The 22532-nt window shown below is 48.1% G+C and carries 28 protein-coding genes and 2 pseudogenes; 20 read left to right on the top strand and 10 right to left on the bottom strand.

Annotation, left to right across the window (positions count from 1 at the left end; all coding sequences use genetic code 11):
- Positions 1 to 48: 48 nt before the first annotated feature.
- The 9 genes and pseudogenes from DWX00_RS14720 to DWX00_RS14675 all read left to right on the top strand — a co-directional run.
- Positions 49 to 288, top strand: a pseudogene (locus tag DWX00_RS14720) (conjugal transfer protein TraE); the annotation flags it as partial.
- A gap of 279 nt (positions 289 to 567) precedes the next feature.
- The gene (locus DWX00_RS14710; protein ID WP_118595622.1) at positions 568 to 2235 is read left to right on the top strand and encodes a C40 family peptidase; all 1668 of its coding nucleotides are present in this window, start codon (positions 568 to 570) and stop codon (positions 2233 to 2235) included.
- 22 nt (positions 2236 to 2257) lie between these two features.
- Entirely contained in the window at positions 2258 to 2524 is a 267-nt protein-coding gene (locus DWX00_RS14705; RefSeq protein ID WP_118595621.1) for a DUF4315 family protein, read from the top strand.
- Positions 2511 to 3158 carry a DUF4366 domain-containing protein gene (locus DWX00_RS14700; RefSeq protein WP_118595620.1) on the top strand — a complete coding sequence of 216 codons (648 nt, stop codon included), beginning with the start codon at positions 2511 to 2513 and terminating at the stop codon, positions 3156 to 3158. Before DWX00_RS14705 ends, DWX00_RS14700 begins: the two co-directional genes overlap by 14 nt.
- Before the next feature lie 2 nt (positions 3159 to 3160).
- Complete coding sequence (locus DWX00_RS14695) at positions 3161 to 3352, top strand: hypothetical protein (RefSeq protein ID WP_330416975.1); 192 nt, start codon at positions 3161 to 3163, stop codon at positions 3350 to 3352.
- Entirely contained in the window at positions 3353 to 3754 is a 402-nt protein-coding gene (locus tag DWX00_RS14690) for a cysteine-rich VLP domain-containing protein (protein WP_015567060.1), read from the top strand. It abuts the gene before it with no gap.
- A gap of 99 nt (positions 3755 to 3853) precedes the next feature.
- Positions 3854 to 4477, top strand: coding sequence for a hypothetical protein (locus tag DWX00_RS14685; protein ID WP_118595618.1), 624 nt, complete (start codon positions 3854 to 3856; stop codon positions 4475 to 4477).
- 12 nt (positions 4478 to 4489) lie between these two features.
- On the top strand, positions 4490 to 4672 hold the full coding sequence (locus DWX00_RS14680) for a DUF4316 domain-containing protein (RefSeq protein ID WP_003500078.1): 183 nt from the start codon (positions 4490 to 4492) through the stop codon (positions 4670 to 4672).
- The gene (locus tag DWX00_RS14675; RefSeq protein WP_118595617.1) at positions 4672 to 5013 is read left to right on the top strand and encodes a plasmid mobilization protein; all 342 of its coding nucleotides are present in this window, start codon (positions 4672 to 4674) and stop codon (positions 5011 to 5013) included. Before DWX00_RS14680 ends, DWX00_RS14675 begins: the two co-directional genes overlap by 1 nt.
- A 47-nt stretch (positions 5014 to 5060) precedes the next feature.
- On the opposite strand, the gene DWX00_RS14670 is transcribed toward DWX00_RS14675, so the two are convergent.
- Positions 5061 to 5888 (bottom strand): HNH endonuclease, encoded by an 828-nt coding sequence (locus DWX00_RS14670; RefSeq protein WP_199669516.1) that lies wholly within the window; start codon positions 5886 to 5888, stop codon positions 5061 to 5063.
- Positions 5889 to 6076: 188 nt separating this feature from the next.
- Between DWX00_RS14670 and DWX00_RS14665 the strand changes: the two genes are divergently transcribed.
- Together DWX00_RS14665 and DWX00_RS14660 are read left to right on the top strand one after the other, a co-directional pair.
- Positions 6077 to 6367, top strand: coding sequence for a CD1845 family protein (locus DWX00_RS14665; protein WP_005927606.1), 291 nt, complete (start codon positions 6077 to 6079; stop codon positions 6365 to 6367).
- Between the two features lie 79 nt (positions 6368 to 6446).
- The gene (locus DWX00_RS14660) at positions 6447 to 7862 is read left to right on the top strand and encodes a relaxase/mobilization nuclease domain-containing protein (protein ID WP_118595616.1); all 1416 of its coding nucleotides are present in this window, start codon (positions 6447 to 6449) and stop codon (positions 7860 to 7862) included.
- Between the two features lie 169 nt (positions 7863 to 8031).
- Here DWX00_RS14660 and DWX00_RS14655 read toward each other — a convergent pair whose 3' ends face one another.
- Complete coding sequence (locus DWX00_RS14655; RefSeq protein ID WP_036626676.1) at positions 8032 to 8391, bottom strand: helix-turn-helix transcriptional regulator; 360 nt, start codon at positions 8389 to 8391, stop codon at positions 8032 to 8034.
- A 169-nt stretch (positions 8392 to 8560) separates the two neighbouring features.
- Here DWX00_RS14655 and DWX00_RS14650 point away from each other — a divergent pair, with 169 nt between their 5' ends.
- From DWX00_RS14650 to DWX00_RS14620, 9 genes are all read left to right on the top strand, one after another.
- Positions 8561 to 8938: a GntR family transcriptional regulator gene (locus DWX00_RS14650; protein ID WP_118595615.1), complete on the top strand. Its 378-nt coding sequence runs from the start codon at positions 8561 to 8563 to the stop codon at positions 8936 to 8938.
- A gap of 2 nt (positions 8939 to 8940) precedes the next feature.
- Positions 8941 to 9801 (top strand): ABC transporter ATP-binding protein, encoded by an 861-nt coding sequence (locus tag DWX00_RS14645; protein WP_118595614.1) that lies wholly within the window; start codon positions 8941 to 8943, stop codon positions 9799 to 9801.
- Complete coding sequence (locus DWX00_RS14640; protein ID WP_118595613.1) at positions 9798 to 10445, top strand: ABC-2 transporter permease; 648 nt, start codon at positions 9798 to 9800, stop codon at positions 10443 to 10445. Before DWX00_RS14645 ends, DWX00_RS14640 begins: the two co-directional genes overlap by 4 nt.
- A gap of 27 nt (positions 10446 to 10472) precedes the next feature.
- On the top strand, positions 10473 to 10640 hold the full coding sequence (locus tag DWX00_RS19905) for a DUF6440 family protein (RefSeq protein WP_172509773.1): 168 nt from the start codon (positions 10473 to 10475) through the stop codon (positions 10638 to 10640).
- Between the two features lie 24 nt (positions 10641 to 10664).
- Positions 10665 to 10853 carry a cysteine-rich KTR domain-containing protein gene (locus tag DWX00_RS14635; protein WP_118595612.1) on the top strand — a complete coding sequence of 63 codons (189 nt, stop codon included), beginning with the start codon at positions 10665 to 10667 and terminating at the stop codon, positions 10851 to 10853.
- A 505-nt stretch (positions 10854 to 11358) separates the two neighbouring features.
- Entirely contained in the window at positions 11359 to 11781 is a 423-nt protein-coding gene (locus DWX00_RS14630) for an RNA polymerase sigma factor (RefSeq protein ID WP_199669515.1), read from the top strand.
- 508 nt (positions 11782 to 12289) lie between these two features.
- Entirely contained in the window at positions 12290 to 12493 is a 204-nt protein-coding gene (locus tag DWX00_RS14625; RefSeq protein WP_118595610.1) for a hypothetical protein, read from the top strand.
- Between the two features lie 133 nt (positions 12494 to 12626).
- Positions 12627 to 12803, top strand: a complete 177-nt coding sequence (locus DWX00_RS19900) for a hypothetical protein (protein WP_165483719.1) — start codon at positions 12627 to 12629, stop codon at positions 12801 to 12803.
- A gap of 89 nt (positions 12804 to 12892) precedes the next feature.
- Complete coding sequence (locus DWX00_RS14620) at positions 12893 to 14401, top strand: recombinase family protein (RefSeq protein ID WP_118595609.1); 1509 nt, start codon at positions 12893 to 12895, stop codon at positions 14399 to 14401.
- 62 nt (positions 14402 to 14463) lie between these two features.
- On the opposite strand, the pseudogene DWX00_RS14615 reads toward DWX00_RS14620, so the two are convergent.
- The 8 genes and pseudogenes from DWX00_RS14615 to rffA all read right to left on the bottom strand — a co-directional run.
- Positions 14464 to 15699 (bottom strand): annotated as a pseudogene (locus tag DWX00_RS14615) (ABC transporter permease); the annotation flags it as partial.
- Positions 15696 to 16370 (bottom strand): ABC transporter ATP-binding protein, encoded by a 675-nt coding sequence (locus tag DWX00_RS14610; protein WP_117509716.1) that lies wholly within the window; start codon positions 16368 to 16370, stop codon positions 15696 to 15698. The gene DWX00_RS14610 and the pseudogene DWX00_RS14615, both read right to left, overlap by 4 nt.
- Before the next feature lie 177 nt (positions 16371 to 16547).
- Positions 16548 to 17813 (bottom strand): sensor histidine kinase, encoded by a 1266-nt coding sequence (locus tag DWX00_RS14605; RefSeq protein ID WP_118595607.1) that lies wholly within the window; start codon positions 17811 to 17813, stop codon positions 16548 to 16550.
- Positions 17789 to 18478 (bottom strand): response regulator transcription factor, encoded by a 690-nt coding sequence (locus DWX00_RS14600; protein ID WP_055181289.1) that lies wholly within the window; start codon positions 18476 to 18478, stop codon positions 17789 to 17791. Before DWX00_RS14600 ends, DWX00_RS14605 begins: the two co-directional genes overlap by 25 nt.
- Before the next feature lie 235 nt (positions 18479 to 18713).
- Positions 18714 to 20132, bottom strand: a complete 1419-nt coding sequence (rlmD, locus tag DWX00_RS14590) for a 23S rRNA (uracil(1939)-C(5))-methyltransferase RlmD (protein WP_118595606.1) — start codon at positions 20130 to 20132, stop codon at positions 18714 to 18716.
- Positions 20133 to 20216: 84 nt separating this feature from the next.
- Positions 20217 to 20447 carry a hypothetical protein gene (locus DWX00_RS14585; RefSeq protein ID WP_118595605.1) on the bottom strand — a complete coding sequence of 77 codons (231 nt, stop codon included), beginning with the start codon at positions 20445 to 20447 and terminating at the stop codon, positions 20217 to 20219.
- 280 nt (positions 20448 to 20727) lie between these two features.
- A complete protein-coding gene (locus DWX00_RS14580; protein WP_118595604.1) occupies positions 20728 to 21336 on the bottom strand; it encodes a YdcF family protein in 609 nt (202 codons plus the stop codon).
- Between the two features lie 6 nt (positions 21337 to 21342).
- Positions 21343 to 22476, bottom strand: coding sequence for a dTDP-4-amino-4,6-dideoxygalactose transaminase (gene rffA, locus DWX00_RS14575; protein WP_118595603.1), 1134 nt, complete (start codon positions 22474 to 22476; stop codon positions 21343 to 21345).
- Positions 22477 to 22532: the final 56 nt, after the last annotated feature.

The following is a 22532-nucleotide window of genomic DNA, read 5'->3' as shown; positions in this document are numbered from 1 at the left end:
GTGGGGGAAAAGCCTGAGATGATATCAGGGGCTTACCTATCACTATAAAACTCGGACTTCCTTGTGCTGCTCTCGCAGGCACAGGGGGACCGGCAGATTTTAGCCAAACAGCTTGGGATCAGCCCCCACCAGCTTTCCTATGTGACCCATACCAATTCCGGCGAAGGGCTGCTGTTCTTCGGGAACACCACCATCCCGTTTGTTGACCGCTTCCCGCAGAACACAGAGCTGTACGCCATTATGACCACCCGCCCGGAGGACAAAAAACAGGAAATGAACCGGGCATAACACACTTCGGGCCATGATGGCCCGAGGTTTGGAAAGGAGGGATACATCATCGGAAAGAAACCGGACAAACAGAATTTTCAAAGGCCGGGGCCGACGGAGGATACCGGGAGCAATCGCCCCGGACCGGCTGAACGGGAAGGGCCTTCCCCCGCACCATCCCGACGCCTGCGGTTTAAGGACGAGGATACCGGGCAGGACAGTCCTTCGGGCCACAATGGCCCGAAGTCCAAAAGCGGTAAGTTTCAAGAGGACAGCCGGAAAAGCCGTCCCTCTGACCGCATGAGGCAGGAAGATGAAGCGGGCGGGCCGCAGGATACCGGCAAGGCACAGGAGCCGGAGGGCTCCGCCGAGAAGGCCGGGAGCAAAAAGGACAAGTACCAGAAAGCACAGGCAAAAGCGGAACACGCCGGGGAAAAGCTGGGAAAGGCCCGGGAGAAACTGGACAAGACCGAGGCAAAACGGGCAGCGAAGAAGCCGCCGGGGCTTGCAAAAAAGGCAGTCCGGGGAGCCCGTACAGAAGCATGGTTCTATGTCCACAACAAGATCCACGAGGTCGAGCATGAAAATGTGGGTGTGGAAGGAGCCCATAAATCCGAGCTGGCCGCCGAGGCCGTGACCCGGAAACTGACCCGCTATGCCAAACGGAGATACCGGGAACACCCGGCCCGGAAGGTGGCAAAGTGGGAACAGAAGGACATAAAAGCCCGGGCCAATGTGGATTTTCAAAAGATGGCCTCCGAGTACCCGGAGCTTGCCAGCAATCCGCTTTCCCGTGTGCAGCAGAAATGGAAACTGAAACGCCGGTATTCCAAAGAAGCAAAGGCGGCTGCAAAACAGGGCGCAAAGGCCGCAAAGAAAACCGCTGCCGCTTCGGGAACTGCGACCCGTCGGGCGGCGCAGTTTGTGACCCATCATCCCGTGGCGGTGCTGGTCCTGCTCCTGCTGTTGCTGCTCTGTTTTCTTGTGTCGGCGGTAAGCTCCATCTTCCCCACGCTTGGCAGCGGCCTTGCCAATGCGTTATCCGGCACCTCCTACGCCTCGGAGGATACGGACCTGCTGGGGGTGGACGAGGACTACACAGTGCTGGAAAACGAGCTGGCGCAGACGGTAGCGAACATCGAAAGCACCCATCCCGGCTATGACGAGTACCGCTATTCCGTGGACGAGATCGGCCATAACCCCTATGAGCTGGCGTCCTATCTCTCGGCAAAGTACCATGTGTATTTCCGGGAACAGGTGCAGGACGAACTGCGGGAGATCTTCGAGGCACAGTATGAGCTGACCTTGACGGAGGAAGTCGAGATACGCTACCGCACCGAAACCAGCACCGACCCGGAGACCGGGGAAACCACCACCGAGGAAGTCCCCTATGAGTATTACATTCTCAATGTGACCCTCACAAACAAGACGCTGCCCGCCGTGATCCTGCCGAGGCTTAACGAACAGCAGCGGGAAATCTACACCGTTATGCAGCAGCTCAAAGGCAACAAACCCTATCTGTGGGAAGGGATTTACAACGGCGGCGAAGATACCGGCCCCAGCTATGAGATACCCGGCGAGGCGCTGGATGACCCGGCTTTTGCGGCGCTCATGGAAGAAGCCACAAAGTACATCGGCTGGCCCTATGTGTGGGGCGGCTCCAGCCCGTCCACCTCCTTTGACTGTTCGGGCTTTGTCTGCTGGGTGTACACGGCCAGCGGCGTCCACAACCTGCCCCGTACCACGGCGCAGGGCATTTATAACCAGTGCGCTATCATTTCCCCCTCCGAGGCAAAGCCCGGCGACATTATCTTTTTCACGGGAACCTATGACAGCCCCGGCCCTGTGTCCCATGTGGGGATTTATGTGGGCGACGGGATGATGCTTCATTGTGGTTCGCCCATCCAATACGCAAACATCAATTCAAGCTACTGGCAGACACATTTCTATGCCTTCGGGCGTTTGTGAGCCAGAGGAAAGGAGTCCTTGCATGAACAAGATCGACAAGCTCGATAAGGAACTGGAAAAAGCCCGGGAGAAGGCTGCCGAGTGGCAGGCCAAAATCCGGGAGCTGGAAAAGCAGAAACAGGAGGAAGAAAACAGCCAGATCGTACAGGCGGTGCGTTCTCTCAAACTGACCCCCGCCGAGCTGATGGCCTTTCTGAACGACCCCAAAAACAGCCTTACCGCTTCGGGTCATACTGACCCGAAGCCGGAGGCACCCGAAAAGGAGGACACAGCCCATGAAGAAAATTAAATACCGCAGGCTGGCGGCGATGGCTGCCAGCCTTTTGTGTTGCCTGATCTTTACAGTCCCGGCTTATGCACAGAGCAGCGAGCCGCAGCCGGAGACAGCTCCCTCCCCGGCAGAAACCGAAGCGGAGCCGGAAACCCAGAACCCCTTTACCCCGGACGGGACGGGAACCGTGGTGGACAACGCCACCGACGAGGATGGAAAGGAGTTCTACACCATCACCACAGCAGACGAAAGCGTGTTTTATCTGGTGATCGACAAACAGAAAACCAGCGAGAACGTCTATTTCCTCAATACCGTTACCGTAGACGACCTTCTTCCTCTTGCCGAACAGGGCAAGGAACCGCCCAAAGAAGTGACCCCGGAGCCAGATCCAAAGCCCACCGAACCTGTGGAGGAAGTACCGGAATCCGAGCCGGAGAAAAAGGACAGCCCCCTTCTCTCTATGCTCCTGATCGGCGCGGTGGTGCTGGCCGGCGGTGGGATTGGTTACTATTTCAAGATTTACAAGCCGAAGCATGAGGCCCCGGATTTGGAAGATGATTACTGCGAATATGAGGACGGGGAGCTGGAGGAGATCGCAGAGGAACCCGAGGACGAAGATACCCCGCCGTGGGAGGAAGATACGGAGGAATGAGAATGAATTTTACAAGCAGCCCTTTTGAACGAATGATGAAGGAAGTACCGCACCCCGGCTGGGACAATGACGACCCTTGTAAGGGATGCCGTTACTACAAGGAGTGCAAAGGAAAGAAAAAACAGTGCCGGAAGAAGTTCCGGGCGCTGATCGTGGAGTCCCGCCCTTCGGGCCATTGTGGCCCGAAGTCTTAAATGGACGCCCGGGAGCTGACCCGTGACGAGAAGAAAAAAATCCGTTCTCTGGTCACGGGGATGTGCGCCAACTATGACCGGGAAAGCGGCCTGTGCCTTCCTCTGGACTGTGCCTGCTATATGCTGCACAAGTGCTGGACAGGGGCGTACTGCCGTTATTTCCGTGAGGCTGTCCTGCCCCTTGACCCGGAGCTTCAAGCGGCGCTGACAACGGAAGGCATCTCCCCGGAGCTGCGGGCCTGTGCGGTCTGCGGAAAGGCATTTCTGCCCGAGGGGCGTCAAGCCTACTGTTCCGACGCCTGCAAAGCCGAAGGGAACCGCCGGAAAAGCCGGGAACGCATGAGGAAAATGCGGGAGAAAAGGCCGGGCGGCTGTTACGATTTGCCGCCTCCAAAGGCTTGACATTCCGGGCTTTTTGGAGAGTGTTTCCGGGGTGGGAATATCTTATTACATTCCTCCCCGGTCTGCCCTCTTATTTCGTAACATCCAGCACTTCGGGTCATGTTGGCCCGAGGCACAGAAAGGAGGGATCTCTTGGAGACAGTACAAGGATATGTGATTTTGAAAGCTGCCACCTTTGAAACCGGACACGGCTTTGCGCTGGGGCATAATCCGGGAGCGCCGAGCCCCTTTGTGACCTGGCAGTTTACCGAGGGGGAAAACGGCCATCGGGATTACTACTGGGGTCGCTATGGAACCAGTCAGGCATGGGCGCAGAGGGACTTTGACCGCCGGGTGGACGACTATCAGCAGTTTTACCATGCGGCGGTCAAGCATACCGAGCTGGGACCGGAGGGCGTTTACCGCTATTATTCCACCCAGCGGCCCGTGGACATAGGAACTTACCCGAAGCCGCCGGATAACCAGCCTCTTTCCATCGTCAACTACGATGATGACAGGCGGCGTCCTGTGGCAGACGGCAGGCTGATGGCATGGGGCGAACTGACCTACGCAAAGCCGCTGACCGAAAAGCAGATGGAGGATTATGAGCTGAAACCAGCACCGGGCAATCCTGACCGGGTGCGCCCATCCATTACTGCCCGGCTCAAAGATGAAACCAGAGGGCAGGAACCCCCGAAGGAGCCCGGCCAGAAGCGGAGCCATAAAAACCATGAGGAACGATAAAGGAGGATCGCCATGCACGAAAAAGACAACTATCTGAAAACCGCCGAGCTCTCCACAGAGCAGAACTGCAACATGATCGACGGCGTACCCAACAACACGCCCATCCCGCCCACGCCCCCGGAGCTGGACGCAAAACCGCTTGATAAGGTAAAGGAGCCCAAAGAGCGCCGGAAAGGCCGGGAGCTGGAACGCTGATGGAGAACCGCAAGCGGAATGTCCATCTGCACGTCATGGTAACGCCGGACGAGCTGGCAGCCATCCATGAACGGATGGCTGAGGTGGGCATTTCCAACGCCGGGGCTTATGTACGGAAAATGGCTCTGAATGGGTATATCCTGCACATCGACCTTGCACCCGTAAAAGAGCTGATCTCTCTGCAACGGCGCTGTTCTAACAATCTCAATCAGGTTGCCATACACGCACACACCTATGGCGTGTACTCGGAGGAAATCGACGGATTGAAGCGGGACTATGAAAAACTGTGGAGCGAGGTGTCAAAGGTGCTGCGGGAGCTTTCCGAGCTGGTGGCAAAGTAAGACGAGGGCGGCAGGTTCCGATGTTGGGACCTGCCGCCTTGTTCTTTTTACCATCTATATCTATGTTTCCGAAAATGTAATTCCCGAAGTCCAGCCTCTTTACAAATAGACGATAGAATTTTTAGTATTTCTTCTCGTGTAGAATTAAGCCATTCAGCAAGCTCACGATCATAGAAACAATAAGCGACATCTTCGCCTGTGCCATATGTCGAATAGGCTTTTTCCTTTTTGGCTATTTTCAATCGTCTGCGAATTGCTGTTAGCATATCAGTGATAGTATAGAGTTTTTCTCTCCATAAAGAGTTTTGGACAGAAGATTTTCCATCAGCCCGTTTTAATATGGAGCCATCACGAGTTCTTAGTACCCCTGTATTCAAGGCAATTAGCGTATCTTCAATCGCTTTATCAAAATCCTCCATTCGACCTTCTTGATAAATGTCATCTTGAAAGGCTGGACGATCAAAGCACTCCAAATAAAATTGGACAAGCTCTTTATCTTTTTCAAAGGCAGGTGTGGAAGAAGTAGTTTCGACTTCCAAAATTGCTGTCTGTTCTGCAAGCTGCTTCCAACTTTGTAGCAGTTCTTTAGGATAACGAGTAATATCCGTATCAATCAATTTAGAACAAGACTGGCATAACCAAATTCCATTTTCAAACGACTTTCTTTCTTCGGGTGTCATAGAAGCGTCATAGCGTGGACCGCCTTGAGCCGCTGCACAGATATGAGCTGCTACCCCTATATTTGTAATTTTTTCAGGATTGGTATTTGCCCCACAAGTCAACTTTCGGCAAGCAGGATTACTACATCTTCTACCAACCCGATTTGCCAGTAATTCCTTTGTTGCTGAAGTAAAGTCGTCTCTGCTGTTCCCCATGTTCATCACCTCGTCTAACCAAAATATTGATTTCATTATATCATAACTTTTTAGATAAAACCATCAAGCTTCGGGCCAGCATGACCCGAAGTTTTAGGACAGGATTTACTAATTTTTCGCAACATTTATGTCCCCGGGCAGGCATGATAAAATAGAGGTAGGAAGGATAGATAAAGGAGGTTTTGAAGATGAAGATACTGCTGAAAATATTGGTTGCTCCCTTTGCTTTAGCGTTGTCCCTTCTGGCGGCTCTGCTGGTGTTCCTATTTGATATTTGTGCCGTCCTGCTGACGATTGCCTCTGTGATCCTGACGGTGCTGGGTGTCGCTCTCTTTTTCACGCCGACGCCCATAGGCGGGATTGTATTTCTGTTTCTTGCCTTCCTTCTTTCGCCGTATGGACTGCAAGCGGCGGCGGGCTCCCTTCTTTGGGCGCTGGACGGAGGCAAATCCGCTCTGTACCGGTTTCTGGCAAGTTAAGCAGCCTCGGGCCATACTGGCCCGAAGTCGGGGCGGTCTGAATGGGCCGCCCCTTTCTCATGGAAAGGAGGAATGATTTTTGGCTACCACAACTTTGTTACAGCGCCATGCGGGCGAAGGCGAAACGATTGCTGAGGCTATCCGGGATTGTCTGGACTATGGCAAGGACCCGGAGAAAACAGAAAGCGGAAAGTATATCTCCGCTTATGAATGTGATCCGGCCACCGTGGCGGACGAGTTCCTTTTGGCAAAGGCCAGCTATGCCGCTATGACGGGCCGGGAACAGAAGAAAGAAAATAATGTGCTGTGCTATCAGATACGACAATCCTTCTATCCGGGCGAGATCACCCCGAAGGAGGCGAACCGTATCGGCTATGAGCTGGCTATGCGCTGGACAAAGGGGCGGCACGCTTTTATCGTTACCACGCACACCGATAAGCAGCACATCCATTGTCACATTTATTACAACTCCACCACCCTTGACTGCACCCGGAAATTCCGAAATTTTTGGGGCTCCAGCTTCGCCCTTCGGCGGCTCTCTGACAGGCTGTGCCTTGAAAACGGGCTATCCATCGTGGAGAACCCGAAGCCCCGGAGCAAGGGCAAGTATCGGAACTATGGAGAGTGGCAGAAAGACCGGAAAGGGCCGCTTTTCTATCAGGACAGGCTGCGCCTTGCCATTGATACTGCGTTGGCGGAACGCCCCGCTGATTTGGACGAATTTCTCAATTTGATGAAGCGGGCTGGGTATGAGGTCAAGACGGTTCGGGGCGGCGGTATCAGCTTCCGGCTGACCGGGCAGGGACAGGAACGCTTCACCCGTCTGCGTGCCTCCACGCTGGGGGACGGCTACGACTTGCAAGATGTTCTGTCCGCCATTGAGGGCAAAGAAAAACGCCCCGGGCGCTCGGAGCGGAAAATCAGTCTGGCGGTGGATATTCAAGCAAAGCTGGTTGCCGGTAAGGGGCCGGGATATGAACGCTGGGCGAAGGTATTTAACATTAAGCAGATGGCCGCCGCTCTTGCCTATATACAGGACAATAACCTGACCGATTATGAGCAGTTGGCGCAGAAAGCCACCGAGGCGGCAGACCGTTTCCATGTTATTTCCGAACAGGTCAAGCAGACGGAGCAGGCCATGAAAACCAATGCCGGGCTAAAGGCCGCAACGGTTCAGTATGCCAAAACCCGCCCAGTCTTTGAGCAGTATAAGGCGACGAAGTACAGCCGGAAATTCCTTGCGGAGCATGAGGCCGACCTTGAACTGTACCGGGCTGCACAAGCGGAAATGCGCTCTCTGCTGGGCGGGGCGAAGCTCCCTAAAATGGATGTGCTGAAGGAGGAAGGCCGCAAGCTCACAGCAAAGAAAAAACAGCTCTATGGAGAATACCAGAAGGCACGACGGGATATGCAGGAGATCGTCACGATCAAGGCGAACATTGACACTCTGATGGGCTACACCGAGCCGGGAAGAAAGCAGGAAAAGGAGCGTTAAGGTTATGAAAATAAGGAGCAAAGCGACGCTGACACTTCGGGCCATGTTGGCCCGAAGATACGGGTTTGGGGCGAGCCCCAACAAGCTGCCTTTGTGCCACTTGTGGCCACAGAGGCATTGCTTGCCACTTAGCGACAGCCCCTAAAATGACGCAAAAAAACAGAGGCCCTTATTCTGGAACCTCCGTTTCCCTGGCTTTCTTAATGCCTTCGGCTGTGGCTTCTATCACGACAAGCTCTTTTTCATTCATGGAGTTTAGAAGTACATCAATGTGCTTTCTACAAGAGCTTGACCTTGCCCCTCCGTCCGCATGAATAAACTGGTCAACTGAAACGTCAAACATAGTAATGAGTTTAACAAAAAGGTCGAAGCTGGGATATTGACCTTTGTTCTCAATATTCATAATGGTACGGGAGTCACGGTCTACTAATTCCGCAACATAGGCTTGTGTCCAGCCCTTTTCTTCTCTGGCTCGTTTGAGAGCTGCCCCGAGGCCGTGAAAGTCAAACCTTCTTTCATCTTGGTTCATTCTCATATCACCCTATATCATTGTACATTTCTGGTCAGGTTATGAGAATGTAATCAAATTTGATGTAAGGTAGTATTTCATTTCCGCGGCCGACATATTGACAAATTAAACATGCAAGGTTATAATGTACTTGTACTATAAGCACATTATAACACAAAGGAGGGGCGTTGTGGAAATAATCATAAGCAGCAATACGAGCAAGCCAATTTATGAGCAGATAACTTCGCAGATAAAAGCAATGATTATGAGTGGCGAGTTAAAAACCGGCGAGCCCATTCCCTCTATGCGGGCGCTGGCAAAGTCCATTCATGTGAGTGTTATTACCGTTCAGAAAGCGTATGAAGATTTACAACGGGATGGTTTTATCGAAACGACGGTAGGCCGAGGAAGTTTTGTATCGGCACAAAACAAAGACTTTTATCAGGAAGAACAGCAGAGATTGGCCGAAGAACATTTGCAAGAGGCCGCCGACATTGGGCGGACAAGTGGAATATCGTTGGAAAAGCTGATTGAATTACTGACGATGTTTTATCAAGAGGAGGATTAACTATGGACGCTATTTTGCGGGTTGATAACTTGACAAAGCAATACGCCGATTTCAAGTTAGACCATGTTTCTTTTTCGGTTCCGAAAGGAACAATTATGGGGCTTATTGGTGAAAATGGAGCTGGAAAAAGCACGACTATCAATGCAATCCTTGATTTGATCCATAAGGATGATGGAACCGTTACTTTTTGGGGGCAGGAATTGTCGTCTGCAAAACAACTCAAAGAGGATATTGGCGTAGTGTTTGATGGGATTAACTTCTATGAAACACTCACTCCGGCTAAAGTCGGGAAAATTGCTGGTGCTGCCTACAAACAGTGGGACGGACATTTGTTTCAAGATTATCTAAAGCGTTTTCAACTCCCTTTGGATAAAGAAATTAAATCTCTGTCCAAAGGAATGAAAATGAAGCTGTGTATTGCCGTCGCCCTTTCCCACAAACCCAAACTGCTGATTTTGGATGAAGCGACAAGTGGCCTTGACCCCGTGATGCGGGATGATATTCTTGATGTATTTCTTGAATTTGTTCAGGACGAAAATCATTCCATTTTGATGTCCTCACATATCACAACGGATTTGGAAAAAGTCGCTGACTATATCACATTTATTCATCAGGGCAAGGTTCTTTTCTGCAAAACGAAAGATGAACTTCGTTATAACTATGGCATTATCCGCTGTGGCGCAGCACTGTTCGATCAGCTCGATAAAGAGGAAGTTCTGGCCTACCGCAAAGACGATTATCAGTGGAATGTGCTGGTGGCCGACAAGGAAAAGGCCCGGAGGAAATATAAAAATGCCGTAGTGGACGACGCGACAATCGACGATATTCTGCTGCTGTATGTGAAAGGAGAGCAAGCAAAATGAAAAGTCTTGTTTTGAAAGATTTATTTAATATCGGCCACAATGCGAAATCTATGTTATTCATCCTTGTGGTTTTTGCCGTTGCGCTTATTCCGTTTTCCGGCGTAGAAGGCTATATTTTTGTATGTGCGATTTTGTGCAGCATGATGATTGTAACAACCTTTTCTTTTGATGACAGTTCTAAATGGACACGGTATGCTATGATAATGCCAGTTTCCAAGAAAGAATTGGTTGCTGGAAAATTTGTGGTGCTGGCTATCTTCTGCGCTATTGGTAGCCTCTTTGGACTGGTTGTTGGTTCTATCGGCGGTCTTATCACAAATAAAATCACGCTTGACCTTATAGGGATTGGAGAACTTTTATTTTTGACCTTGATTTCATGGGTGATTGCTCTGATTTTTGGTAGTATATCAATTCCTCTTGTATTCAAGTTTGGAGCAGAAAAAGGCCGCATCCTGCTGTTGGTATCTTTCCTTATTCCGGCAGGGATTTGTTTTGGAGTATATCAGCTTCTTGCTACATTAGGAGTTGCGCTGACCGATCAGCTTGTGTTTATTCTTCTCTGTTGCTCTCCGCTTTTGGCATTAGCGTGGTGCTATGTGATGTATCAAATCAGTTATCGTATTTTTGCAAAGCAAGAAATTTGATTTTTTGAATAGTTAGGAGGTATCTATATGGAAAATAAGAGATTTGAAATTACCGAAACCGCTGGAAGTGTAAAGGGGTTTTATGTGGTGGTAGATAAAGAAACCGGAGTCAATTATCTTGTTGCGAAGTTTGGCGCAGGCGCTGGCATTTGCCCTTTAATTGATAAGGATGGAAAACCCATTGTTACAAAGTAATTATCTATGGAAAAGAGGTGTGCCATGCAGCATGAACATTGGGTGCTGTGTCCAATATGCGGGAGCAAAACTCGGACGAAAATCAGATCAGATTCGGTTTTAGAGAATTTTCCATTGTTTTGTCCAAAATGCAAAAAAGAGTTTCTTGTAAATATTAAATGCTTAGAAGTTACTGTTATCAAAGAGCCAGACGCACAGACGCAGAGCCGATAACCCGTTAGCCAGTAGGCACACGGATTATCGGCTTTTTCTTTTGATAGCATTTTCATTAACGCCTATCTGGTCAACACTACAAGACCGTTGTATTCGGCCTTGCGGCGAAAACGACGGTTTTGAAACAACAATTTCAGGCCGCCGTTTTCTTTTTGAAAAATGAGAATACGGGGGGTGTGTTAAGGTCGCCCTTTTTTAAGGATACGGCGGTGTCCGGGAGGTATCGCCGTGTCTATTTTTGTCTTTTTTCACAGTACCCATGACCTACATCAGTTAAAAAAAGCATAGATCCCCCTCCGGGTTATTCCGGCTATGTATGTGAAATTTGTTGGAACTTTAACTATCATTTCATTTCATGCGTCCGTGTGGCTTCATGCCGCCCGGGCGCTTTTGTGTTCTTATGGGGCTGCTTCGGGTCATGTTGGCCCGAAGTCATTCCCCGGTGCCGCTCCCCGCCGCCTTCGTTTCGGTCACTCGTCAACCAACAACCGAAACGGAGGTCAATATGGCTATTATCAATTTGCGGGACTATTACCCATTCTATACATCGGATTGCTTCATGGAAGTATCGGAAGAAGTTGCAGAAATGTTCAAAGAGTTTGAGCGTAAAGAGGCTGCTTATCGGCTGCGTACATATCGCCACAAAGCCTACTATTCCCTTGATCGGGATGACGGGCTGGAGCATGAGGCTGTCTTTGTCGCTTTATCTCCCCATGAACTGTATGAGCGGAAAGTGACCATGCAGGAACTTCACGCAGCGATTACCAGTCTGCCAGACAAACAGGCAAAACGGATTTACGCCCATTTCATTCTCGGCATGACCAAACAGGACATTGCCCGGGCAGAGGGCGTCCATGAAAAAGTAGTTCGTGTCGCAATCGAGCGAGGTCTGCGTCGCTTAGAAAAAATTTTGAAAAATTCTTTGTAAGGCGTACCGATTTAGGCCGGAAAATGAAATGGCTTATGAGAGGTAAAACACTTCGGGTCACAATGGCCCGAGGTTCAGACAAGCCTCATGCAGATTGAAAATTGAATAAAAAGACACCCGGATACGAAGGGGAACGCGCTGTGTGACAGACCCGCCATGACCTCAGATTTCAGAGAATACAGTCTTTGTAAAACTGAGCGAGCGAACAGGTCCATGCCATAGGTGGGGCAAGGCTGGCTCCACCGGAACAGGCGCAGAACCCGGATACTTGCGTTTAGTCACAGTCCGAGCGTTGAAGCGGTCTTGCAAGCCGTGAGCCGTCGCAGGCAATGAGAACGCCTTGCCATCAGAATGGGGAGAGTTGAAATACTATGGGGCATGAAGCCTATGTCCGTCCGGTGTGTCTGAAATGAAATGAAAACATATGGGGAGCCCCCGGCAATGCTGTCTGATGATAGGCCAACCGATCCGGCGTGGCTCCCCCATCTTTTCAAAAAAGGAGCACTTTATGGGAAATGCGTTTGGAATGATCCCCGGCTTGGAACCGGACGAATGGAGCAATGACGCCTGCCGTGGTTATGTCATTATGGCAATGGAGGACTGCGGATTTTCAAAGAAGGATATACGGCGTGTTGTGGGGCAGCTTTATGAAGTATTCGACCTCAACAGCTTGGAGGACGCCAAAGAAAAATACCTTTCCAGTCCTTACTGACCTCGGGCCACATTGACCCGAAGTGGAGAAAGCTCAAAGGGCGGCACCTGCTGGGTGCCGTCTTTTGACATTTCCCCACGGGACAAGTGGGAAAGGCAGGCATATACACGCACTTTCACAAAGGAGGTTTTCAATGACGCAAGCTGTCACTTATGAACGAGAAACAAAGTCTGTCGCATTTCAAGGGAAGATTATTGTGCTGGAAAGCCTCACGCCGGTACTTCCCCCGAAGGAGAAAGCACAGCGCAAAAAAGAAATTGAGCGTTGTCTTTATGAGGTGTTCCGCAAATATGGAGACAGATTTCCCTAATCATTCGCAACATTGTTGTCCGGGGCTGCTGATGGTATAATATAGTTGTAAGGTTGGTAGCTCCATTCCAACAAGGAAAGGAGCCCAATATGGAATTTATCAGAGAAGATTGTATTTACGCAAGACAGTCAGTAGACCGCAAGGACAGTATCAGCATTGAAAGTCAGATCGACTTTTGCAAGTATGAATTGAAAGGTGGGAGCTGCCGGGTATTCAAGGACAAGGGCTATTCCGGCAAGAACACGGACAGGCCGGAGTTTCAAAAGCTGCTGGGCGAGATCCGCAAGGGAAAGGTTCGGCGGGTCATCGTGTACAAGCTGGACCGTATAAGCCGCTCTATTCTGGACTTTGCAACGATGATGGAGCTGTTTCAAGAGTACGATGTGGAGTTTGTATCCTCCACGGAAAAGTTTGATACTTCGACCCCGATGGGCCGGGCCATGCTGAATATCTGCATTGTATTCGCCCAGCTTGAACGTGAGACAATTCAGAAGCGTGTCACAGACGCCTACTATTCCCGGTGCCTGAAAGGCTTTCACATGAGCGGACAGGCACCATACGGTTATCAGTTAGAGCCTACTGTGGTAGAGGGTATCCGCACAAAGAAAATGGTTGCCGACCCCGTAGCAGCCGACCATGTTCGGCTGATGTTTGAAATGTACGCTGAACCGGAAACCTCCTTCGGAGATATTACCCGATACTTCGAGGAACATGACATAAAAATTTATGGCAAATCCATGTTCCGTACATTTCTTTCCCAGCTTTTAAGAAACCCCGTTTACGCACAGGCCGATTTGGAGCTGTACGAATTTTTCAAGAACCAGGGCGCAGCGATTGTCAATGACGCTTCCGACTTTGCCGGAACAAACGGCTGCTATCTCTATCAGGGGCGGGATGTGAAGGAGGACAAGGACAGGTGCTTAAAAGACCAGATACTTGTTATCGCTCCCCACGAAGCACTCATTTCCTCTGACACATGGCTGAAATGCCGGAAAAAACTTATGGCAAATACCACCTTCCAGCAGGGACGGAAACCGAAAAATACTTGGCTGGCCGGAAAAATCAAATGCGGGCATTGTGGGTATGCTCTGAAAGCCACCCATGTACCAAACAGCACCGGATATTTCCGCTGTACCAAACGGACGGAAAACAAAGGCTGTCCGGGCTGCGGGAAAATCCGCAAAGAAGAATTTGAGCAATTCATTTTCTCGGCCATGCAGGAGAAGTTCAAAGACTTTCAGATACTCCACGGCAGGGAGGAAAAAGTCAATCCGAAACTGACAGCCTATCAAGTGGAACTGGCACAGGTGGAGGCAGAAATTGAAAAGCTGCTGGATACGCTGACCGGAGCCAATGCGACCTTGCTTGCCTACGCTAACAAAAAAATTGAAGAACTGGACACCCGACGCCAGACTATTTCAAAGGCAATCGCCGAATTGAGTGTTGAAACCATATCGCCCCAGCAGATAAAGAAGTTATCCTATTATCTCGATAACTGGGACAGCATAGATTTTGACGACAAAAGAAAAGCCGCCGATGGTTTGATCTCTACGATCAAGGCCACCAGCGACCGTGTTCAGATAGAGTGGAAAATCTGACATTTCCGCTCTATCGCCCCTCATTTCTATTTTATCTTGTTTGTACCCCTTGTACACCGATGTTTTCCTTTTTTGTGTGTTTCTGCATTTTCTAAATACCGTGTTGCTTCGATAGGTGAAATCCGTGAAACAATTTTCATTGGTTTACGCAGTGCCAAAGCAACGGTAAGAAATGATACGAAAATACAGAGAAGCATAACAGGCAGGGAAAACAGAGGCACCTGCTGATTTTGAACTCCCATAGAGCCAGTTCCGGTTGATACAAGGTTTCCCTGTTCTACCAGCCAGTTAAAACCGCATTTTGCAATCAGAAAACCAAGAAGCAATCCAACTGGTATGGAAAAAATGGTCAAAAAAATGCCCTCTCTGAAGATCAGTTGTTTCATCTGCTTTTTTGTCGCTCCCAGAGCCTTGATTTTTCCATACTCCTGTATCTTGTTGACAATACCGACCTGAAAAATATTATAAATGACCACCACAGAGAAAAGTACAATTGCAAGAATCAGAATTCCACATACCGCAATCGTTTCATAACTCGGCTGCAAGACCCATTGCAAATAGAGATCATTGACTATAACGTTTTTTTCTTCGATTCCACAAGATGCTGCAATCTGCTTTATAACCGGTTCAATATTATTCATAGATACATTTGCAGAATCGTTTAACGTAAAATAGATATTATACTGTCTGTCATTCTCTGCGACGTGCTCATCATAAAACTCCTGTGACCCGAAAGCAACATAAGATGCCTCGATGGTATACTCATCCCGATCATATAGGATTCCGCTGACAACAAACTCTTCCGGCTTATATTCTGACCGCATCCCTACACGGTAATCCAGTGTAACCGTATCTCCGACCTTTACATCATCATATCCCATTGCACAAAAAAAAGCTCTTCCGGCGGCAATTTCCTGCATTTTTTCCGGATACTTTCCTTCCTTTAACTCATATTCCTTATTATAGGGAAGCATTTTTCTTGCAGTCTCATCCATGCAGACAAACCCGCCATTTTCATTTCCTTTCAGGATGCCCTCCGTACACATGATGCCGATATCAGATATCTCAGCTCTGCGTTCCACTTCTTTTAATTGCGTACCATCTGCTGCGACAAACAGACCATAATTGCTTCCATATGAGCCTGCCGCCTGACTTTTCTGCAAACGTATCATTCCATTTCCCACAGTACTGATAATCACAAGCAGCATCGTAGTCAGACATATGGACATCATAATCAGTATACTTCTTGTCTTGTTCTTTTTGTCATTGCTATATGCAATCCTGCTTATTGTCTTCATCTGAAATCCACCACCTGTCCGTCCTCAATCACCAGAATACGGTCAGCGACCTGTGCAATTTCGTCATCATGGGTAATCATTACAATTGTCTGCCCATATTTTTTTGCTGTCATCTTAAGCAGGGCGATCACCTCATCACTGGTCTTGGAATCAAGATTTCCTGTCGGCTCATCTGCAAATATAATTTCCGGACGATTCACCAGTGCTCTTGCAATTGCTACTCTCTGCTGCTGTCCTCCGGATAACTGATTTGGCAGATTATAAATCCGGTTTTCAATCCCCAGAGTTGCAATAATATCATTTACATACGTTTCATCCACTTTTCTTCCATCCAGCCCCAGTGGCAGTACAATATTTTCCCAGACATTAACAGATGAAACCAGATTAAATGCCTGAAAAACAAATCCGATTTTTCTTCTGCGGAAAACAGCAAGGGCATCTTCCTTCATCCTGTATAAATCTTTCCCTGCTAAAGTAACACTGCCTTTTGTCGGGGTGTCTAGCCCTCCAAGCATATGAAGTAATGTACTTTTACCGGAACCTGACTTTCCAACAATTGCGACAAATTCTCCCTGCTCAATCTGAATGTCCACCTGATTGACCGCTTTGACCTGATTCTCACCTGCGCCATAAAACTTACAAAGCTGCTTGGTTTCTAATATCACACTCAATGTGCTACCTCCTTTTCAATTCTGTAAAACGTACCTTTTCAACACGCTTTCTTTGCCTGTTTATGTATTTGGTCATTTTTCAACCTACATCCAAATTGTATCAGGATAATCTTTCATTTCACTTTCAAAAACGAGCAGAAGTCTTACAGAATTGTAAGATTTCTGCTCATTTAAAATTTAACTAACATATGGTAATTGAATCACAAACGTGCTTCCTTTTTTCTTTTTACCGGAGGTTACCGTAATCATACCTGCGTGCTTTTCGATAATTTCTCTCGATAGAAAAAGTCCGATTCCTGTACCACTCTTTTCCATGACCTCCCTGGAACTTCCTCTGTAAAATCGTTGAAAAATTTTGTGATACTCATTCTGCGGAATACCAATTCCATGATCCTCAATTTCCATTCTTACAAGATCGTTTCTTTTTTGTAACCGGATAAATATTTTTGAACCACCCGGACTGTACTTGACCGCATTATCCAGAACGTTGATCACAGCTTCGCCAAGCCACCTTTTATCCTGCATAATCGTGCATGTTTCCAGCTCTTTTTCATAGTCAAAAACGAATTCAATTTCTTTCTCATCCGCTTTTGGATATGTACGATTCACAGCAGATATGACAGTATCTATAAGTGGAAGTTTTTTCTTATTCATCTGAATCAGTCCAGTTTCCATCTTGGATATTTCAAGAAGCGACTGCAATAATGTCTCCAGTCCATCCAGAGCACTCCGACAACGGATACGAAACTCCTCCTGTTCTGTGGCACTTAAGTCATTCTGCATCAGCACACTAAAACATATATCCAAAGCTGCAACCGGTGTCTTTAACTGGTGTGAGATGTCAGAAACCATTTCTTTCGTGCTCTCTTTTTCTGTCCGTGCTTCTTCCTTTAGCAACTGAATATGATGTCCGATTGCTTCAAGCTGGTCATTCAATTTTTCCAGTTCTGCGTAATTTTCCGTTTTCAGTAAATCATCAAATTTATTTTCACGGAATCTGATCAGAATTTCTTCCAACTGGTCTAATATTTTCTGATGACACGCATCTTCTTTTTTCTTCCAATAAAGTAAAAAAGTCAAAAAAAACACGCATATCACAGTGCTTACAGCACCGATCACCATAACCTGATGCTGGAATTGCGAATAAAATGCATTCCCTTTATTTCCCCAGTATCCATATTGCTCCAATAATTGCTTTCCCTGTTCGTTGGTTTCAATATCCTTATCCTTAAGCAATTCCGAAACAGCATCCAGCCCGGAAAATTCTTCCTTTGCAGCAATCTCTGTCATAAGATTCATTTTATATTTGTAATCTTCATAAAACACATACGTGGTAAAGCAATTTAATATTGCAAACAATAATATGACAGGTAATATCAAGGAGAACACTACTGTAATCTTCTTGCGATATCTCTTTGTCACTGCCTTACCTCCTGATTCCATATATACCCAAGACCTCTGATATTCTTGATATAGACCGGTGCAGCCGGATTGTCTTCGATTTTCTCACGGAGTCTTCTGATATTGACAGCGATTGTATTTTCATCCACAAAATCCCCTTCCAGATCAAACACATTTTCCAATATTTGTGTTTTTGAAAGAATCTGTTTCGGATTCTGAAGAAAAAAAGTCAGCATTTTCAACTCCGTTTTTGTCAGACTGATTTCACGACTCTTTATCAGGACTTTCATTTCTCCTGCGATAAATACGATATCTCCCGAAATCATCTTTCCGGCTTCCGTTTTCTCCTGTCTGCGGCGGAAATGTGCTTCTATTTTCAAAAGAAGTACCGAAAGACTAAACGGCTTTGTAATATAATCATCTGCCCCTGCTTCATATCCCATGACCTGATCCATCTCCTGATCTAGTGCTGTAAGACAAATAATGTATGTATTATAATTGCATCTCATCCACCTTACAAATTCCAGTCCATTCCCATCCGGAAGATTCACATCACAAATGGTAACATCCACATTATGATCACTTGCAATTCTTTTCGCTTTTTTCACTGATTCTGCTGAAAAAACCTCATATCCGGATTTTTTCAGTGAAAATGTAATTCCACGATTTAAATTTTCATCATCTTCAACCACGAGTATACCTGGCATAGCATCTGCACCTCTCTTTATTAACTATTCATCTTAAAATGCTTCAATGCCTCCACAATTGCACTCTCTTTATCTTCTGGACACTGCGGTTGCCTGCTATCTTCATTTTTAGGTAAATTAGGACTTGGAACAAGTTCCAAGTCTGTCGCGGCAGTCGTCGAATTGCCCTGCAAGCAGTCCATTCTCCTCGTTGCAACGCGCAAATTCCTTCCAACCTCAATTCCGCATTTTCTCTTTACCTGTGAGATACATCCGGCTTTTGTTTCAGTTGGGACAAAAGAACAACCGTCTCGCAGTGCACCGTTCCCGGAAACATATCAACACAGCAGACTTTTTCTACACGGTATCCATATTTTGCAAACTCTACCAGATCCCGCGCAAGAGAAGTCGGCTTGCAGGAGATGTAAAGCATTTTTTCACACCTATATAAATCAACTATCTTCGGCAGAGCCTTCGGATGGATTCCTTCGCGCGGTGGATCAAGAACGATGAAGTCCGGTTTTTCTTCGATTTCATCGATCACCTTCAGCACGTCTCCGGCGAGGAAACTGCAGTTGGTAAGGCCGTTTGCCTCTGCGTTCTCTTTTGCAGCTGTAACAGCTTCTTCCACGATTTCCACGCCGATCACTTCTTTTGCGACCGGTGCAAGGATCTGGGCGATGGTTCCGGTTCCGCTGTAGAGGTCGAAGATCGTGCGGTCTTTCGTCTCGCCGACGAACTCGCGGGCGGTGCTGTAGAGAACTTCCGCGCCAAGGGAATTGGTCTGGAAGAAGGAGAACGGGGTGATCTTGAATTTCAGTCCGAGGAGTTCTTCATAGAAGTAGTCCTGTCCGTAGAGCACTTTTGTCTCATCGCTCTTTACAATATCTGCCAGGGAATCATTTATGATATGGAGGAATCCGACAACCTTTCCTTCCAGCGGCAGACCAAGCACTTCCTGCACGAGCGGCATCAGATCCCATTCTTCCTGGCTTGTGGTGACGAGATTTACCAGGATTTCTCCGGTATTCTCGGCTCTTCGCACCAGCAGGTGGCGCAGGTAACCCTCGTGGCTTATCTTGTGGTAGTAACTTGCGTTCCGCTCTTTAAAGTACGCCAGCACGCAGGTCAGAATCTTTGTGAAATCCTCATGCACGATTTTGCAGTCGCACGCGGTCAGGACATCGTAGGTGCTTCCCTTTTTATGAAGTCCGAGAGACAACGGGCCGTCCTTGTATTCATCGCCGAAGGAAAACTCCATTTTATTCCGGTATGCAAACTCCTTCGGACTTCCCTTGATTCCAAGGAACGGATAATCGGCCTCCCCCGCCTCATTGACCTGGCCGGCCTCCACGAGGGCATCGTCGAGCAGTTTTTTCACCTGACCGGCCTTCATTGCAAGCTGATCCTCATAACTCATCGTCTGGTACATGCATCCGCCGCAGGACGGGAAAATACTGCAGACCGGATCGCGCTTTTCCATCGGGGATTTTTCTGTTACTTCGAGCAGGCGGCCCTCCATGCGGTTCTTTCTTTTTTTGTTGATCTGAAAGCGGATCTTCTGTCCCGGAATTGCATTTTTCACGGTAACCGTCTCGCCCTCCACATGTACACGTCCTTTATTCGGGAAATCGATTCTTTCCACGACTCCCTCGTAAATTTCTCCTTTTTTCATTCTCTTCTCCTTCTATGTCAAACTGATTTCCGGACAGAAAAACTCCGGTACCACGTTCCGGCACCGGAGTTTCTTTTTTCCATCCTACTTATCTTCGTCTTCATCCTCGAAGTAATCGTCGAAATCGTCATCGAAATCATCTTCGAAGTCTTCCAGATAATCCGGAGTTACAAACCGGTATACTGCGTATGCGATTCCTGCAACTGCCGCTACCGCTCCGACAATGGCAAGAACCCATAAAATCACGTTTTTCGGTTTTTCGTTCTCACATTCTCTCTGTTTTAAAAGCTCTAATACTTCATCAATCTTATTCATACTGTCCACCAACCTTTGCTTTAGATTAGAAACTTAACTTAACGATAGTATACCATACGAGCCGCAATTTTACCACAATTTCCGCTCTTTTTTATAAATCTTTTCGTTTCAACTCACAATCGGTATTTTCACGGAGTCTGACATGTCGAGAATAGTTCGACTGTGACTTTCCTCATGTCAGTGGAGGATACCGATTTCTCTCCGCCTACCACTGCTGTTATGTTTCTTTTAACAATTCATCCCACCGCTTTAGAAGCGGGGGACTTCTTGTCTACTGGTGTTAAAATTCAGAATCCGCCGGCAGTTCCCGCAGAATCTTGTGGAACTGACCGCCGCAGCGCTCCATTTCTCCTAACACCTGGTCGATCCATTCACCCTTTGTATGCCAGTTTTCTCTGGTGAACTCAATATCCGAAGGACAGACAAAAAACTCTGTCTCCGGGTAGACAAGCTGGTAATACAGAATACACCGTCTCGCATGGAGATTCCGGCAGCAGAGGATCGCTTTTTTTACCTCGATGCCCGCCGCATCTGTCACTTCCCGTGACCGCAGTGCATTTTCATACGTATACGTCGCCTGGTCTTCGCGCAGAATCGCTTTCTCCGGCACGCCGTTTTTCTGCAGTACCGTCCGCAGAAACTCCCACTCGGTTTCATAGTTCCCGCCGTACTGCTCCGCAAGATCCTGTACACCGGCGAAATGCCCGAGCACAGTACTGTATCTTCCCGACGGAAGCACATACGGCGCAAATCCTTCTTTCCAGAGTTCTGCCGCGTGCGCCGCCATCTGCGGATATCCGTTTCCCGGCACAAAAATCACATCGGCTTTCTGCGGCTCATCCTTCACGAAAATATAGTCCGTAAAGTAGTTTAAAAACTTCTCATACATGAAATGTTACCACTCTTTAAAGTCCATGAGGCACTCTACGACATATGCCATATCCTGTTCAGACAGGCTGTAGAACATTGGCAGACGCATCAGGCGCTCGCTCTCTTTTGTTGTGTATTTGTCCTCTCCGTGGAAAACACCGAACTTCTGTCCGGCCGGGGAGGTATGGAGCGGAACGTAATGGAAGACACACATCACACCGCGCTCTTTCATATAGTTGATCAGTTTTGTACGCACTTCCAGATTTCTTGCCTTGATGAAGTACATATGTGCATTATGTACACAGCCTTCCGGCACAACCGGCTGCTCGATCTTTCCAGCCTCAGCCAGCGGACGGAGCTGCTCATGGTAATAGTTGTAGATGGCCATCCGCTTTCTGTCGATTTTCTCATGTTCCTCGAGTTCTGCAAGCAGGTAAGCCGCATTCATATCGCTCGGCAGATAGGAGGAACCGTAGTCGATCCAGGTATATTTGTCGATCTGTCCGCGGAAAAACTTGCTGCGGTTCGTTCCCTTTTCACGAAGGATCTCTGCTTTTTCCAGATAATTCTCATCCTGGAACAGCAGCGCGCCGCCCTCTCCCATCGTATAGTTTTTCGTCTCATGGAAGCTGTAGCAGCCAAAATCGCCGATCGTTCCAAGGGCTTTTCCCTTGTAGTACGCGCTCACGCCCTGTGCCGCATCCTCTACAACCTTCAGGTTATGGCGTTTTGCAATATCCATGATGGTATTCATTTCACAGGCAACGCCCGCATAGTGAACCGGAACAATCGCTTTTGTTTTTTCGGTGATGGCATCCTCAATCTTGGTCTCGTCGATGTTCATCGTATCCGGACGGATATCCACGTAGACGATTTTTGCTCCGCGCAGAACGAAGGCATCTGCAGTGGAAACAAACGTGTAGGACGGCATGATCACTTCGTCGCCCGGCTGAATCTCAGACAGGTAAGCTGCCATTTCCAGTGCATGGGTGCAGGATGTCGTAAGCATCGCATGTTTTACGTTGAAATTGTCCTGCATCCAGGCAGAACATTTCTTCGTAAAAGGACCGTCGCCGCACAGCTTGTTGTTTTCCTCTGCCGCCTGGCGGATGTATTCCAGTTCTGTTCCAATAAAAGGTGGTTTATTAAACTCTATCATTGTTTTTTCCTTATCTTTCTTCTATCCATTACTGTTTTATTTACTTTCAGAGCCCA

It is taken from the genome of Blautia sp. AF17-9LB, assembly GCF_003479185.1.
Taxonomy (GTDB): Bacteria; Bacillota; Clostridia; order Lachnospirales; family Lachnospiraceae; genus Fusicatenibacter; species Fusicatenibacter saccharivorans.
This window is presented reverse-complemented; position numbering and strand designations above follow the sequence as displayed.

Excerpts from the sequence above, each read along its gene's own strand:
- rlmD (WP_118595606.1), bottom strand. The coding sequence starts at position 20,132 with ATGAAAAAAGGAGAAATTTACGAGGGAGTCGTGGAAAGAATCGATTTC.
- DWX00_RS14640 (WP_118595613.1), top strand. The coding sequence starts at position 9,798 with ATGAAAAGTCTTGTTTTGAAAGATTTATTTAATATCGGCCACAATGCG.
- DWX00_RS14705 (WP_118595621.1), top strand. The coding sequence starts at position 2,258 with ATGAACAAGATCGACAAGCTCGATAAGGAACTGGAAAAAGCCCGGGAG.
- rffA (WP_118595603.1), bottom strand. The coding sequence starts at position 22,476 with ATGATAGAGTTTAATAAACCACCTTTTATTGGAACAGAACTGGAATAC.
- DWX00_RS14695 (WP_330416975.1), top strand. The coding sequence starts at position 3,161 with ATGAATTTTACAAGCAGCCCTTTTGAACGAATGATGAAGGAAGTACCG.
- DWX00_RS14655 (WP_036626676.1), bottom strand. The coding sequence starts at position 8,391 with ATGAACCAAGATGAAAGAAGGTTTGACTTTCACGGCCTCGGGGCAGCT.
- DWX00_RS14605 (WP_118595607.1), bottom strand. The coding sequence starts at position 17,813 with ATGGAATCAGGAGGTAAGGCAGTGACAAAGAGATATCGCAAGAAGATT.
- DWX00_RS19900 (WP_165483719.1), top strand. The coding sequence starts at position 12,627 with ATGACGCAAGCTGTCACTTATGAACGAGAAACAAAGTCTGTCGCATTT.
- DWX00_RS19905 (WP_172509773.1), top strand. The coding sequence starts at position 10,473 with ATGGAAAATAAGAGATTTGAAATTACCGAAACCGCTGGAAGTGTAAAG.
- DWX00_RS14670 (WP_199669516.1), bottom strand. The coding sequence starts at position 5,888 with ATGGGGAACAGCAGAGACGACTTTACTTCAGCAACAAAGGAATTACTG.
- DWX00_RS14665 (WP_005927606.1), top strand. The coding sequence starts at position 6,077 with ATGAAGATACTGCTGAAAATATTGGTTGCTCCCTTTGCTTTAGCGTTG.
- DWX00_RS14630 (WP_199669515.1), top strand. The coding sequence starts at position 11,359 with ATGGCTATTATCAATTTGCGGGACTATTACCCATTCTATACATCGGAT.
- DWX00_RS14620 (WP_118595609.1), top strand. The coding sequence starts at position 12,893 with ATGGAATTTATCAGAGAAGATTGTATTTACGCAAGACAGTCAGTAGAC.
- DWX00_RS14690 (WP_015567060.1), top strand. The coding sequence starts at position 3,353 with ATGGACGCCCGGGAGCTGACCCGTGACGAGAAGAAAAAAATCCGTTCT.
- DWX00_RS14635 (WP_118595612.1), top strand. The coding sequence starts at position 10,665 with ATGCAGCATGAACATTGGGTGCTGTGTCCAATATGCGGGAGCAAAACT.
- DWX00_RS14585 (WP_118595605.1), bottom strand. The coding sequence starts at position 20,447 with ATGAATAAGATTGATGAAGTATTAGAGCTTTTAAAACAGAGAGAATGT.
- DWX00_RS14600 (WP_055181289.1), bottom strand. The coding sequence starts at position 18,478 with ATGCCAGGTATACTCGTGGTTGAAGATGATGAAAATTTAAATCGTGGA.
- DWX00_RS14580 (WP_118595604.1), bottom strand. The coding sequence starts at position 21,336 with ATGTATGAGAAGTTTTTAAACTACTTTACGGACTATATTTTCGTGAAG.
- DWX00_RS14645 (WP_118595614.1), top strand. The coding sequence starts at position 8,941 with ATGGACGCTATTTTGCGGGTTGATAACTTGACAAAGCAATACGCCGAT.
- DWX00_RS14685 (WP_118595618.1), top strand. The coding sequence starts at position 3,854 with ATGTTGGCCCGAGGCACAGAAAGGAGGGATCTCTTGGAGACAGTACAA.
- DWX00_RS14675 (WP_118595617.1), top strand. The coding sequence starts at position 4,672 with ATGGAGAACCGCAAGCGGAATGTCCATCTGCACGTCATGGTAACGCCG.
- DWX00_RS14700 (WP_118595620.1), top strand. The coding sequence starts at position 2,511 with ATGAAGAAAATTAAATACCGCAGGCTGGCGGCGATGGCTGCCAGCCTT.
- DWX00_RS14625 (WP_118595610.1), top strand. The coding sequence starts at position 12,290 with ATGGGAAATGCGTTTGGAATGATCCCCGGCTTGGAACCGGACGAATGG.
- DWX00_RS14680 (WP_003500078.1), top strand. The coding sequence starts at position 4,490 with ATGCACGAAAAAGACAACTATCTGAAAACCGCCGAGCTCTCCACAGAG.
- DWX00_RS14710 (WP_118595622.1), top strand. The coding sequence starts at position 568 with ATGAGGCAGGAAGATGAAGCGGGCGGGCCGCAGGATACCGGCAAGGCA.